General features: G+C 68.4%; 16 protein-coding genes. 8 read left to right on the top strand and 8 right to left on the bottom strand.

Annotation, left to right across the window (positions count from 1 at the left end):
- The first annotated feature begins 369 nt into the window (after window positions 1–369).
- The 3 genes from E0H73_RS40710 (at window position 370) to E0H73_RS40700 (ending at window position 3,742) form a co-directional block, all read left to right on the top strand.
- Entirely contained in the window at window positions 370–2,832 is a 2,463-nt protein-coding gene (locus E0H73_RS40710; protein ID WP_131365808.1) for a Tex family protein, read from the top strand.
- A 64-nt stretch (window positions 2,833–2,896) separates the two neighbouring features.
- Window positions 2,897–3,436 carry a dihydrofolate reductase family protein gene (locus E0H73_RS40705; protein WP_131365806.1) on the top strand — a complete coding sequence of 180 codons (540 nt, stop codon included), beginning with the start codon at window positions 2,897–2,899 and terminating at the stop codon, window positions 3,434–3,436.
- A gap of 66 nt (window positions 3,437–3,502) precedes the next feature.
- Window positions 3,503–3,742 carry a hypothetical protein gene (locus E0H73_RS40700; protein WP_131365804.1) on the top strand — a complete coding sequence of 80 codons (240 nt, stop codon included), beginning with the start codon at window positions 3,503–3,505 and terminating at the stop codon, window positions 3,740–3,742.
- Between the two features lie 9 nt (window positions 3,743–3,751).
- On the opposite strand, the gene E0H73_RS40695 is transcribed toward E0H73_RS40700, so the two are convergent.
- Window positions 3,752–3,964, bottom strand: coding sequence for a heavy-metal-associated domain-containing protein (locus tag E0H73_RS40695; protein ID WP_131365802.1), 213 nt, complete (start codon window positions 3,962–3,964; stop codon window positions 3,752–3,754).
- Window positions 3,961–4,341 (bottom strand): nuclear transport factor 2 family protein, encoded by a 381-nt coding sequence (locus tag E0H73_RS40690; RefSeq protein ID WP_131365800.1) that lies wholly within the window; start codon window positions 4,339–4,341, stop codon window positions 3,961–3,963. Before E0H73_RS40690 ends, E0H73_RS40695 begins: the two co-directional genes overlap by 4 nt.
- Before the next feature lie 37 nt (window positions 4,342–4,378).
- On the opposite strand from E0H73_RS40690, the gene E0H73_RS40685 reads away from it, so the two are divergent.
- Window positions 4,379–4,954 (top strand): TetR/AcrR family transcriptional regulator, encoded by a 576-nt coding sequence (locus tag E0H73_RS40685; protein ID WP_202867819.1) that lies wholly within the window; start codon window positions 4,379–4,381, stop codon window positions 4,952–4,954.
- A 5-nt stretch (window positions 4,955–4,959) separates the two neighbouring features.
- On the opposite strand, the gene E0H73_RS40680 is transcribed toward E0H73_RS40685, so the two are convergent.
- The 4 genes from E0H73_RS40680 to E0H73_RS40665 all read right to left on the bottom strand — a co-directional run bounded on the left by E0H73_RS40680 (window position 4,960) and on the right by E0H73_RS40665 (window position 7,788).
- Entirely contained in the window at window positions 4,960–5,973 is a 1,014-nt protein-coding gene (locus E0H73_RS40680) for a hypothetical protein (protein ID WP_131365796.1), read from the bottom strand.
- Between the two features lie 11 nt (window positions 5,974–5,984).
- Window positions 5,985–6,497 (bottom strand): SigE family RNA polymerase sigma factor, encoded by a 513-nt coding sequence (locus tag E0H73_RS40675; RefSeq protein WP_131365794.1) that lies wholly within the window; start codon window positions 6,495–6,497, stop codon window positions 5,985–5,987.
- A 64-nt stretch (window positions 6,498–6,561) separates the two neighbouring features.
- Window positions 6,562–7,338 (bottom strand): GNAT family N-acetyltransferase, encoded by a 777-nt coding sequence (locus E0H73_RS40670; protein WP_131365792.1) that lies wholly within the window; start codon window positions 7,336–7,338, stop codon window positions 6,562–6,564.
- A 9-nt stretch (window positions 7,339–7,347) separates the two neighbouring features.
- On the bottom strand, window positions 7,348–7,788 hold the full coding sequence (locus E0H73_RS40665) for a helix-turn-helix domain-containing protein (RefSeq protein WP_165556042.1): 441 nt from the start codon (window positions 7,786–7,788) through the stop codon (window positions 7,348–7,350).
- A gap of 82 nt (window positions 7,789–7,870) precedes the next feature.
- Between E0H73_RS40665 and E0H73_RS40660 the strand changes: the two genes are divergently transcribed.
- The 3 genes from E0H73_RS40660 to E0H73_RS40650 all read left to right on the top strand — a co-directional run bounded on the left by E0H73_RS40660 (window position 7,871) and on the right by E0H73_RS40650 (window position 9,884).
- The gene (locus E0H73_RS40660; RefSeq protein WP_131365788.1) at window positions 7,871–9,079 is read left to right on the top strand and encodes an MFS transporter; all 1,209 of its coding nucleotides are present in this window, start codon (window positions 7,871–7,873) and stop codon (window positions 9,077–9,079) included.
- Between the two features lie 299 nt (window positions 9,080–9,378).
- A complete protein-coding gene (locus E0H73_RS40655; RefSeq protein ID WP_131365786.1) occupies window positions 9,379–9,573 on the top strand; it encodes a hypothetical protein in 195 nt (64 codons plus the stop codon).
- A complete protein-coding gene (locus tag E0H73_RS40650) occupies window positions 9,570–9,884 on the top strand; it encodes a hypothetical protein (RefSeq protein ID WP_131365784.1) in 315 nt (104 codons plus the stop codon). The genes E0H73_RS40655 and E0H73_RS40650 overlap by 4 nt, the downstream gene beginning before the upstream one ends.
- A 424-nt stretch (window positions 9,885–10,308) precedes the next feature.
- Here E0H73_RS40650 and E0H73_RS40645 read toward each other — a convergent pair whose 3' ends face one another.
- Window positions 10,309–11,109 (bottom strand): methyltransferase domain-containing protein, encoded by an 801-nt coding sequence (locus E0H73_RS40645; RefSeq protein ID WP_238164596.1) that lies wholly within the window; start codon window positions 11,107–11,109, stop codon window positions 10,309–10,311.
- A 96-nt stretch (window positions 11,110–11,205) separates the two neighbouring features.
- Between E0H73_RS40645 and E0H73_RS40640 the strand changes: the two genes are divergently transcribed.
- The gene (locus E0H73_RS40640; protein ID WP_131365782.1) at window positions 11,206–12,063 is read left to right on the top strand and encodes an aminoglycoside phosphotransferase family protein; all 858 of its coding nucleotides are present in this window, start codon (window positions 11,206–11,208) and stop codon (window positions 12,061–12,063) included.
- Here the strand turns inward: E0H73_RS40640 and E0H73_RS40635 are convergent.
- Window positions 12,007–12,801, bottom strand: a complete 795-nt coding sequence (locus E0H73_RS40635; protein ID WP_131365780.1) for a phytanoyl-CoA dioxygenase family protein — start codon at window positions 12,799–12,801, stop codon at window positions 12,007–12,009. The two genes, E0H73_RS40640 and E0H73_RS40635, sit on opposite strands and share 57 nt — an antisense overlap.
- Between the last annotated feature and the right edge of the window lie 88 nt (window positions 12,802–12,889).

Genomic DNA, 12,889 nt, shown 5'->3' with positions numbered 1-12,889 from the left:
CCACCGGCTGAACACCCGCCCACGACAGACCCTGGGATGGAAGACTCCAGCCCAAGCCCTCGACGAGGCGCTGCGTGCAACAACTGGTTGAAACCGCCCCCCCTCCCATGACCATCCCGTGCACAAAGTCGCCATCCCCAGCCCGGGGCCCAGGCACCTTGGGCACCGATCGGTCACTTCGCGGCCACAGCTGTGGATGGTGCGTGCACAAAGTGGGGCGTCGGGGGTGGGGAGGTTGAGGGGTGGCGGGGGGCGTTTGTCCACAGGGGGTGGGATGGGGTTTCGGGGTGGGGGGTGGGATGGGGAAGGATATGGAACCTGGCCGGGGCAGAATGCTCGGCGGGTTGTTGTCGGTAGAGGGGAAATGACGTGGTCGTGCAGTCGGTCGAGCAGCGGATCGCCGGGGAACTGGAGGTCGGCGAGAGCCAGGTGCGGGCAGCGGTGACGCTGCTGGACGAAGGGTCGACGGTCCCGTTCATCGCGCGGTACCGCAAAGAGGTCACCGGGATGCTCGACGACGCGCAGTTGCGCACGATCGAGGAACGCCTGCGCTACCTGCGTGAACTGGAGGAACGCCGCCAGACGGTGCTCGAGTCGATCGAGAGCCAGGGCAAGCTGGACGACGCGCTGAAGGCGTCGATCCTGGCGGCCGACACCAAGTCCCGGCTCGAGGACATCTACCTGCCGTTCAAGCCGAAACGGCGTACGAAGGCGATGATCGCCCGGGAGAACGGTCTCGAGCCGCTCGCCGACGGGCTGATGGCCGACCCGGACGTCGAGCCGTTCGCCGCGGCCGCCGTGTTCGTCAACGCGGAGGTCCCGGACCCGCAGGCGGCGCTGGATGGTGCCCGCGCGATCCTGGTCGAGCGGTTCGCGGAGGACGCCGACCTGATCGGCGAGCTGCGTGAGCGGCTGTGGACGCAGGGCCGGCTGGCGTCGGCGGTGCGCGAGGGCAAGGAGACCGACGGCGCGAAGTTCTCGGACTACTTCGACTTCGACGAGCCGTTCACGAAGATGCCGTCGCACCGGATCCTCGCGATGTTCCGCGGCGAGAAGGAAGACGTCCTGACGCTGACGGTCGAGCCGCTGCCCGCCGGCGTCGAGGCCGACGGCCCGACCGAGTACGAGACCACCGTCGCCCGCAAGGTCGGCGTGGAGAACCAGGGCCGCCCGGCCGACAAGTGGCTGGTCGAGACGGTCCGCTGGGCCTGGCGGACGAAGATCCTGGTCCACCTCGGTATCGACCTGCGGATGCGGCTGCGGCAGATCGCCGAGGACGAGGCGATCCGGGTGTTCGCGGCCAACCTGCGCGACCTGCTGCTGGCCGCACCGGCCGGCACCCGCGCGACGATGGGCCTCGACCCGGGCTTCCGGACCGGCGTGAAGGTCGCCGTCGTCGACGCCACCGGCAAGGTGGTCAACACCGGCGTCATCTACCCGCACGTCCCGCAGAACCAGTGGGACAAGTCGATCGCCTCGCTGGCCGCGCTGGCCGCCGCGCACAACGTCGAGCTGATTGCCATTGGCAACGGTACGGCGTCGCGCGAGACGGACAAGCTGGCCGCGGAGCTGATCGCGAAGCACCCCGAGCTCAAGCTCACCAAGGCCGTCGTGTCGGAGGCCGGCGCATCGGTGTACTCGGCGTCGGCGTTCGCCTCTCAGGAGTTGCCCGGGATGGACGTGTCGCTGCGCGGCGCGGTGTCGATCGCGCGCCGGCTGCAGGACCCGCTGGCCGAGTTGGTGAAGATCGATCCGAAGTCCATCGGCGTCGGGCAGTACCAGCACGACCTGGCCGAGAACTCGCTGTCCCGTTCGCTCGACGCGGTGGTCGAGGACTGTGTGAACGCGGTCGGCGTCGATCTCAACACCGCGTCGGCGCCGCTGCTGACCCGTGTCTCCGGCATCACCCCGGGCCTGGCCGACAACATCGTCCTGCACCGCGATCAGAACGGGCCGTTCACGTCCCGGACGGCGCTGAAGGAGGTGCCGCGGCTCGGGCCGAAGGCGTTCGAGCAGGCGGCCGGGTTCCTCCGGATCCCCGACGGCGACGACCCGCTGGACGCGTCCAGCGTGCACCCGGAGGCCTACCCCGTCGTACGGCGGATCCTGGACGCGACCGGTCACGACGTGAAGGCGTTGATCGGGTCGTCGGAGTTGAAGCGCCTGAAGGCAGCGGACTTCGTCGACGACATGTTCGGTCTGCCGACGGTGACGGACATCCTGGCCGAGTTGGAGAAGCCGGGGCGCGACCCGCGGCCGGCGTTCAAGACCGCGGTGTTCGCCGAGGGCGTCGACAAGATCGCCGACCTGAAGCCGGGGATGCGGCTGGAGGGCCAGGTCACCAATGTGGCCGCGTTCGGTGCGTTCATCGACATCGGCGTACACCAGGACGGGCTCGCGCACGTGTCGGCGCTGTCGAAGAACTACGTCAAGGACCCGCGCGAGGTGGTCAAGCCCGGCGACATCGTCACCGTCAAGGTTCTCGAGGTCGACATCCCCCGCAAGCGGATCTCCCTGACGCTCCGCCTCGACGACGAGGTGGGCAGCGGCCCACGCACGTCCGGCGGCCAGGGCAACCGCGGCGCCGGCGCCAACCAGGGAAACCGCGGTCAAGGTGGGCGCGGTCCCGGCGGTCAAGGCGGACGCGGACAAGGCGGCGGACAAGGCGGACGCGGGCCTGGCGGTCAGGGCGGCGGACGCGGACAGGGTGGACGTGGTCAGGGCGACCGGAACCAGGGCGGTCAGAACCGCGGCGGTTCCAAGGCCGACACTCCCATGGACGAGACCTCCCTCGCCGACGCTTTCCGCAAGGCAGGCTTCACCGTCCGCTGACCTCGTGATGTCGAGGGGTGGCGACCAGTTCCGACGTACCAGCTGAACCTACCGAGGAGGGCTGATGCGCGAACTGGTTGTCACCCAGAACATCACCGTGGACGGCGTCATCGAGGCGGGCGATTGGTTCGCGCCCGTGGACGGCGGCGACGAGGTGCTCAGCGTCCTGCGCGACCAGATGGCTCAAGCAGTTGGGTTCCTGACCGGGCGGACGACATTCGAGGAGATGCGCGGCTTCTGGCCGGCGCAGCACGACGACACCACCGGAGTCACGGAGTACCTGAACACCGTGCAGAAGTACGTCGTCTCGCAGACGCTGCAGGAGCCGGGATGGGAACCGACCACGATCCTCCGCGGCGTAGACGACGTACGCGAACTGAAGAGCACCGAGGGCACGCAGATCGTCTGCACCGGCAGCATCGCCCTCGTGCACGCGCTGATCGCGGCGAACCTGGTCGACGAGTACCGGCTGTTCGTCTACCCGACGGTCGTCGGCGGTGGTCGGCGCCTGTTCCCGGACGGCACTCCGCTCGCGCTGAGGCTGACTGCCTGCACATCCTTCGGCAGCGGCGTGGCGCAGATGATCTACCGCTGTACGGACTGATCACAGCCTTGTGACGAGAACCGAAAGGTCGGTGCCCTCGGCCCCTTTCTGTCCAGGGTCGAAAACATGACCAGAGCCAAGAGAAGACTGATCATGGGCGGAGTGGCCGTGGTGGCCGCGGCCGGCTTCTTCGTGAGCGCTCCGCCGACCGCATCCGCGGGACCGACCAACGAGAGGTTCACCACCTACGACGCGTGCGAGGCGCGCGCGGCACAGATCCGCGACGGCTCCACCGGCGCCTGGTGCGAGTACGAGTTCCACGCCTTTCCGTTCAGCTTGTACCGGCTGTACGTCAGCGGTGCCTGATCCGCACACCTACGACTGATCGGCGACCTCATAGCCGGCCGTCTCCACCGCAGTTCGGACGGCGGCCGGTGGCAGTGGTTCATCGCTGGTGACTGTGACGGTCTCCGTGGGTAGGTCGACCACCACGGAGACCACACCAGGCAACGTCTTCAGCTCGTCGGTCACGAAGTTCACGCAGTGACCGCAGCTCATCCCCAGCACCCGGAACATCTGCGTGCTCATCGAGCGCTCACATCCCGGGTCGCTTGCGTCGTACGGCGCATCCGGCCGTCGGGCGCGAGTTCCCCGAACAAATAGACCTCGGTCGAGATCGTCCGGCCCTGCCGCAACTGGGCATGGATCGTGAACCGCGCCGCCACCCGATCAACGGTCCGGATCGCCTCGTGAACGTCGTACTCCCAGGTCACCAGGTTCTTCCGGATCGGGCGCAGGTGGGCAATCAGCCTCCTCCGATCCAGCGTGACACCGTCGGCGATCTGCTCCATGTCCGCCGTGTAGTAGCGATCCACCACCGCCTCCGCGTCACCTCCCGCCACGACCTCACGCGTGAACGAGTCGAAGAAGTCCGCGACGAACTCTCGTGCGCTTAATTCTGACATGCTGTCAAAGATAAGCGCATCCACTAACCTTGACAAGGTGTCAAACAAAGAGCCGGTACGACGCAGGCGCCGCGCGGACGCGGATCGGAGCCGGACCGCGATCCTGACGGCTGCCATCACGCTGCTGGACGAGCGGCCCGACGCGGGCATGGAAGCCGTCGCTTCGGCCGCCGGCGTCACCCGGCAGACCGTCTACGCCCACTTCGCGTCCCGCGACGTGCTGCTCGACGCCGTCGTCGACGAACTCACCCGCGAGACGATGGCGGCGATCGACGCGCTCGATCTCGACCACGGACCGGCACTGGACACGCTGCTTGATCTGATCGACCTCGGCTGGCGGAGCTTCGAGAAGCATCCGTTGCTCCTTCACCTACCGCAGGCCGCCGGCCAGGACGAGCGCCACGATCCAGTGGTGGAACGGCTCGAACGGCTGATCCGCCGCGGTCAGCGCGGCGGCGAGATCACCCGCGACCTCGCGGTCAGCTGGCTGGTCGCGGCAGTGATCGCCCTCGGCCACACGGCAGGCGAGGCCGTAGCCGCCAACCGGATGCCGGCCCGGAAGGCCACCACCGCCCTCCGAGCCAGCGTCGTACGCCTCCTGCAACCAGGCTGACGTCCTCAGTTGTGGACGGTCTTCAGCACCTTGCCGGTCTTGTCGTAGGCCGTCAGCGTGTACTTGCCACTGCCGTGCGGATCCGGGTCGAGCCAGGAGACGGCGTACCAGCCGTCGGTGACGGTGATGTCGTGGGTGTTGCGGCTGCCGGCCGGTGCGATCCGGATCCGCGCGATGTTCGAGGCCACTCGCCCGAATCCGTCGTAGTACTTCGTCTCGCACCCGGTACACCCCTGGGCGTAGCCCATCCCGAACTGCGCAAAGTCGTTGTCGAACACCTGACGAACCTGACCGGCGAGCGAGAACACCCCGGGGCCTGATCCCAGCGCAGCGGTGTCGTCGAACTTCGGCACGAGCGTGCACCGGACGGCCTTGCGGCCCGACGGCGACACCGCGATCAGGTTGGTCGCCCGTTGCGGTGAGGTGTCCGATGCCATCACTCGCCACTTCGTCACGTCGGTCCAGAACACGACGGAGCAGTTCCGCAGCCGAGCCGCTGCCGTCGCCGGCATCGGATCCCGGCGGGCGGCCGCGACCAGCGCAGTCGACGGCTTGTCTCCGCCGGGGATCGTGCACTGAGCGGCCTTGTCGCCTCTTTGCAGCTCATAGAGCACGGTATACCCCGTATACCAGAACGAGTTGCGCTGGATCGGCCGCTTGTACTGCGGGTAGCGCAGGGCGCACAGCCGCGTCGCTTCGGCGTACGAGACCTTCAGGGCGGCGCCCGCCTCGCCACGAGGTACGCCGGGTACGGCGGTGAAGTCGGGCGGCACGGCCTTGGTCGTGGCCGGCGTACTCGAGCCCGCGACGCCGGGAGGGCGGCCGGAGTCAAGGTTCGGCATCAGGCTCGCGGGAACGGCGACCGCTGCCACAGCGGCGATGCCGGCACCGGCGGAGAACAGTCTGCGCCGGCGGCGACCGCGACGGCCGCGAGCGAGCAGCGCGTGTGCGTCCATCGGGTCCAGCGGATCGGTATCCGCGAGCCGGTGCAGTTCGGCGCCCACCTCCTGCGTGTCCATCTCGTTCTCCTTCACGCTGGCCGGCGAATCTGCCGGGCCTGGTCGATGGCGGTTCGGAGAGTTTCGAGGCCGCGCGCCGCCTGGCTCTTCACCGTGCCCTCCGAGCACCCGAGGAGCTGGGCGGTCTGCTCGACGGACAGGTCCTCGTAGTACCTCAGCACCACGCAGGCACGCTGCCGTGGCGCGAGGCTGCCGAGGGCCGTGAGGACCTCGTCGCGCTCGGCGTGGCCGTCCGCGTGGTCGTCGAGCCGGGCGCGGTCGAACGACAGGTCAGAGGCCGGCACTTCCCGGCGCCAGGGGCGCCGACCACTGTCCACTGCCGCGTTGACGACCGCGCGGCGTGCATAGGCGAGGGGATTCCCCTTGCGATCCAGCTTCGACCACGACCGGTACAGCTTGTACAACGCGTCCTGCACCACGTCGTCGGCCCGATGCCAGTCGCCGCAGACCAGGTACGCCGTCCGCCGCAACGACGCACTCGACGCTTCGACGAACTCGACGTACTCCTGGTCCCGATCCACCATCCGCCCTCCGCTCTCCCTTGCCCCCTCAGTACGGAGCCGGGGTCCATCGAGGTTGCATCGCGGGTCAGCGGAGATCGGCGAGGTGGCCGCCGGGGTCACCGAGGTGGACGGCGGTGGCCTTGGGCGCGTAGCCGAGACGGCGGTAGATGCGGTCCGAGCCGTCGTCGCCGGGGGTGAGCCAGGCGAGGGTGGCGCCGGCCAATTCGAAGGCCTGCCGGGTCGCATACGCCGTCGCGATCGAGCCGAACCCGCGGCGGCGATGGCTGTGGCGCGTGGCGACGCCGGCGATCTCGGTGACGCCATCGGAGACCGCGGTCCAGAGTGCACTCGCGACCGGCACGTCGTCATGGCGGATCACCACCCACCCGCCGTCCGCGGGATCGGGCCTGAATTCGAAGGCGGAATCCTCGGCCTCGTAGGCGTCGGCGGAGACAGCGTTCGCCTCGGCCTGTTCCGCCTCGGAGCTCACCACGGACCCGGTGACTCCGGCCGGCACGCCGGGCTCCTGGAGGCCGTCCGGCTCGACGACGAGCAGCGGCGTCCGCGACACGATCGTCATCCCGTTGGCCTCGAGTACGCCGGCCAGGCCGGGACTGGCCTCCTCGATCAACTCGGCGCTCAGCCACCGCCCCTCGGCCGCGAACGCCTTGCGCACGATCGCCAGCATCTCCGGTACGTCGTCCCGGTCGAAGGGCTCACCCGGCTCGCTGGCAACCATCCCCGACAGGTACCAGGCGTCGTCGTCGCTCAAGAGCCCGGTCAAGGGTCCTGCGACGATCTGCCGCCGCGATCTCGCCAGACCTGCCAGTTGTGCCCGCGCGATCCGCGTCCCAATGTCCATGATCGGACCCTACGGCGCGCGCGTCGCATTCGACCCGGTTTCGGCCAGCAGCAGGAGATCCAGCAGCCGGCCGAGATCGGCGTCCGTCGGCGCGCGGTCGAGCGCCCCGGCCAGCGCGTCGAGTGTCCGGATCATGTCTGCTCGGACGGCGGCACGGGATCTGGACTGCGCGACAGCAAGGGTGTTGATGACCTGCACCGATCGGTCGGAGCCGGCCAGCAACTCGGCACCCATCGAGGGGGGCGGGGCTGCCGGCTCGTTGGCGATGCCGACCTCGAGGCGGGCACCCAGAGCGGTGGCCAGCCGGTCGAGCGCGGAGACTGTCGGATTGCCGCGCCCGTTCTCCAGGTTGGCGATGTACGGCACGGACAGGCCCGCGTCGACGGCGACGGACGCGATCGTGCGCCCGGCCGCCTTGCGACGCTCGCGGAGGACTTCACCCAGTTCCACGACCGCTACTCTATTCCCAGAAGACATATTCTGAGAAAACACTCTTGATCGAATCTATCTTCACAAGATAGCGTCTCGCCTCATGAAGACTCTGGGGAACCGTGACTTCCGTCGGCTGTGGATCAGCGGCGGCGTGTCCGGCATCGGCTCGTGGTTGCTGATCGTCGCCATCCCGTTCTACGTGTTCGGCCTGACCGGCTCCACGGTCGCAACCGGTCTCGCGCTTGCTCTGGAGGCACTCCCCCCACTGGTCCTCGGGCCGTGGGCAGGGGCTCTGCTCGACCGCTGGGATCTCACCCGCGCGATGTGGATCGCGGATCTGGTCAGCGCCGCCGCGGTCGCGCTGATCCTGCTCGCCGACGCGGATCACCTCTGGCCGATCTACCTGGCAATCCTCGCGGAGAATGTCGCGACGATGGTCTTCCGCCCGGCCTCGCGGGCTTTGCTTCCCGCCGTCGTCGGCACGGGCGACGAACTCGCGGCGGCCAATGCGCTGATTGCGTTCACGAGCAGCGCGATCCGCCTGGCCGCGCCACCACTCGGCGCCCTCCTCCTGGCCGGCCCCGGCATCAAGTTCGTCCTCGCCGTCGACATCGCCAGCTATCTGATCTCCGCCGCGATCATCGCCACAGTCCGCACCCACCGCCACCCGACCACACCGAGCACCACCACCAGCGACAGCCCGCTCGCCGGTTTCCAGTACGTCGCGCGCCACCGGGTACTGCGCGGGATCCTGCTCGGCCAGACGATCTTCCTCACCGCGAACGCCGGCCTGACCGCACTACTCGTCCCGTTCACGGTCGACCGCCTGCACGCACCCGGCTATGTCCTCGGCTATCTGATCTCGGGACTCGGCGCCGGCTATCTACTCGGGGCGGCTTTGAGCACCAGGGTCCAGACCTGGCTGAGCATCCGCGACATCCTCGCCGTCACCCAGTTCGCGACCGCCGCCGCCTTCTTCGCTCTCTTCAACGCCCCGAACATCCCGTGGGCGATCGCCGCCGCCGTACTGATCGGCCTCCCCGGCAGCGTGCTGCTGATCACCGCACAGACTGCGATCCAGCGCACCTCGCCACCGACCATGTTCGGCCGCATCGGCGCGCTCTTCTTCGCGGCGGATTCGCTGGCTCTGCTGGTCGGCGCACTCGCCGCTCCGGCGGTGACATTGCTCCTCGATCTCCCACTGACCCTCAACCTGCTGGCGGCGTTCGCGGTCCTCGCGGCACCGCTGACGCTGGTCGCCGTACCCGGTCATCCGGCGCATTTCACCCGGACACACACCGGTGCGTAAGCGGGTGATCGCAAACGGTCAGCAGGACATCCAACAATTCGACCGGGCTCGAAAAGTGATAGCTGCCAAATCGTTATCGGCACATTCCTGCAACCATTCTTGACAGCCATTCCGGCCGGCTCGGAGAGCCCTTCCCGACGGCTCTGACCAGCGGATTCGAAGGTTTCCCTACTCTGCGTTAGGTGTCTGTAAAGGTCCCTTCGAAACTGTTCCGGAGGGCACGCGCGGTGAGGTGTTCTTTACTCAGCAGCGGACAAAGCCGTTCGCCGCCACCGATCGACTCACCACAAGGAACGAAGATGACCGAGACGCTCGAATCCCCCGCCTCGCACCGCCGGGTGCGGGTCTGGTTCGGCGCTCACCCGATCGCGGACCACACGGCCGCGGTGGAGCAGGCAGCGCAGTACGAGGAAGCAATGCGGCGGCGGTTCGCGTCCCTCCGGGTGACCAGCGAGCCGGTGCTGGTGGACAGTACGGCGGAGCCGGGACGATGACGACCCGGCCGACGCTGCTCGGGTACGTACGGGCCGACGCGCTCAGCTGCGCGGAGGAGCTGGCCGCGGCGACGGATTCACTCGTCGCCTTCGCCAGTGCCGGGGGATACACCCTCGGGACGGTCTACACCGAGCGCGACGCGGCCGAGTCCACCGCCTTCCACGCACTGCTCGAAGAGGTGAAGCGGTCCGGCGTCCATGCGGTCGTCGTACCGACGATGAACCACCTCGGCACGGTCGGCACTCCGGCGGCGACGCAGCAACACCTCGAGTTCCACCAGGCACATGTCTGGGCGGCCGACTCGAGATAGCTCCACACAGGCAAGCGGAGCTGACGTCTTGACCCCTGCATCGGCGTCGGTTCCGCTCTCCACCTCCACAGCTGCACCGGGAATGCCCGGGCGGTAGTGGACCACCAAGGCCCCACCGGCTGCTACCGGTGGGGCCTTGTCGATGGCCGGCCCGGTGCAACTGCCGGCCGCGCCAGACAATCGTTGCCTCAGGCATCGATCTCGCCGGCCAAGGTTTGAGGAACGTGAAGTTTCGGCATCGACCGCGCGCCACGACGTGTGCAATCAGTGGACTTGGGGTACCTGTAGGTGGTCCCGCGGTTCGGTCAGCGCCATTCGGGCATGGGTGGAGTTCACCGAGCCGCGAGTTCTCCCACTGAGGGGCGGGAGAACGACCGGCCCCGGCGGGCGTGCTTTCCCAGGCGCGCCCGCCGAGTCGGAGCCCTCAGAGAGCCGACGCGACGAACAGGTAGCGGTTCAGGCTGAAGAAGTAACCCGCGCCGAGTGAGCGCAGGTCATCGGCCCACGCCTGGGCCTCCTCGGCAGTGACCTCACCATGACCGGGCACGAAGTCGCCGACGATGTCGATCAGGCCCGCACTGTAGGTGTGCTGGTCGTACCCCGCATTCAGGATCGGCACCACCTGCCGGTGAGTGACGGTGAAACCGGACTTGTCCAGTACGCCGGCCAGCGTCCGGGGCAGATGCGGATCCGCGAGATGGTCCTCGAACGCCGTCAGCACCCGGCCCATCCGGCCGTTGTCGGTCGACCGCCACACGACCGAGCCCCAGTCCGTGTCCAGCAGTACGACGCGACCCGCGGGGCGGAGCACCCGGCGTACCTCGTCCAAAGCAGGGGGCACGTCGTCGATGTACTCGAAGACCTGGGTGGAGACGACTACGTCGAAGCTCTCCGAGGCGTGCGGGATCCGGTCCGCGGAGGCCAGTTCGAGTTCGATACCCGGGCCACCGGGTACGTCGGCTCGAGCGCTGGCGATCGCGAGCATGCTGTCGCTGATGTCGATCCCGCAGATCCGCCCGCTCGGCCCGACCTCGGCCGCCATCTCCTCGGCCAGGAGTCCCGGCCCGACACCAACGTCCAGCACTCGATCTCCCGGCCGCAGGGCCAGCGCGGTCCGCACCACCCGTCGCTGCTCGATCACGTCCGGAGTCGTGTACATCGTCTCCATCTGCCGCGACACTTCAGGATCGAACTGCAAACCGTTCATGCCGGTCTCTCCGCCCATACCTTCATCATCAACCGCGACCCACCATCGCGGGGAGACTCCACGCGGTACGTAATTCGGACGCGCTCCAGTTGAGATCGCACTAACTTGTCCGGGGTGATCGACGTACCCGAAGGATTCCGGCGGATGCCGCGGTGGTGGAGCGACGGCTCGGAGTGGCTGGACGGTCTGGCTCAGGCGGTCGACCGACAGACCGCGCGCTGGGGCCTGGAGGTCGACGGAGACGTCGCCTACGGGTCGAACGCGCTGGTCGTGCCGGTGACGCGAGGCGGCGAGGAGTTCGTACTGCGGATGAACCCGCCTGGACCCGAGGTCGAGGAGCAGGCGCGGGCGCTGCGGTGGTGGGACGGCCGCGGGATGGTCATGCTGTACGACGCCGACCTCGAGGCCGGCGCGATGCTGCTGGAGCGGTTGTCGACGCCGTTGACGACCAAGCCAGTCGCGGAAGCGGTCGCCGTACTGGGACGACTGATGCGACGGCTGGCGGTGCCTGCGCCGGACGATGCGCCGTCGACCGCGGAGATCGTGGCTCGGCGGTCGAGTCAGCTCGAGCCGGAGTGGGAGCGGCTCGGGCAGCCGTTCGACGTCGGCATTCTGCGGCGGGCGCTCGACGTCGCACCGAAGCTGACCGAGACGGCGTCGGATCTCGCGGTGAACGGGGACCTGCATTCGGACCAGGTGCTCGCAGGCAAGCGCGAGCCGTGGCTGACGGTCGACCCGGTGCTGCTGCGCGGCGACATCGAGTACGACCTCGGGAGGGTGCTGTGGACGCGGCTCGACGAGATGACCGAGATCGTGCCGCATTTCGACACGGCGGTCGGCGAGGCCGGCCTGGACCGCGACCGGGCTCGTGACTGGGTCGTCTTCCGCACGGTCGACTACTGGCTCTGGGGGCTGTCAGTCGGTCTGACCGAGGACCCCGTCCGCTGCGCCCGCCTGGTCGCCGCCTTCTGACCGCCAGATGAACCGGCTGCGCATCATCCGCGGGGTGTCGTTCGCGTTCGTGGCGATCGAGTGCAGGATCCACGGGTGGGTGATGTAGACGTCGCCCGCGCGACCGGTGAGCTCGACGACGCGCACCGGCAGTCCGTCCAGCTCGGTCTCGACCATCGGATCGGTCGAGCGATCGGCGCTGGTGAGGTCGCGGAACCATGGATCGGAGCGCAGGACCTGATCGCGGATCGTGGTGAAGTCCCGCTCCGAGGTCGTGGTCAGGTGCCGCGCGATCACCCGGTGGGAGCCGGCCACCTGAGGGGTGCCGCCGCCACAAGGATCGAGATCGGTCAGCAGGGCCCAGATCTTCACCGCAGGCAAGTCGTCCGGCGGCAACTCGAACCCGAGGTCGGTGTGCCACTGACGATGCGGCACTGACCAGGATTCGCCCGTCGGCATGGTGACCAGGACCTGGCCCTGATGCGGCGGCACCTTCCACTCCCCGAGCAGGGTGTCGAGGGCCGACCGCAGCGGCGGACCGAGGATCGCGTTCGCCACCGGGTTGGTCTTGGTGTTCTTCAGTTTGGTCGGCCGCAGGTTCGTCCAGGTGGAGCGGTCGTCGCGCTCCATTCCGTGCCGGGTCCGCAGTTCGCTCCACAGAACGGCGCGCATCCGCTCGGCATCATCGGCCGAGAACGCGGACGGGACCTTCACGATCCCGTCCCGTTCGAAGACTTCCAGCTCCAGGGCGTCGAGCATCCCCCATGCTCCGCCCGCCCACCCCACCCCCGCCACCGAATTACCCCCAACGTTGCCAACAGCAACAACTCGGCAGGCCGGTCCCGAA

Origin of the sequence: Kribbella pittospori, assembly GCF_004331465.1 — a bacterium.
Classification (GTDB): Bacteria; Actinomycetota; Actinomycetes; order Propionibacteriales; family Kribbellaceae; genus Kribbella; species Kribbella pittospori.
Note: the sequence above shows the minus strand (reverse complement) of the source record. Positions and strands in the feature narration are given on the sequence as shown.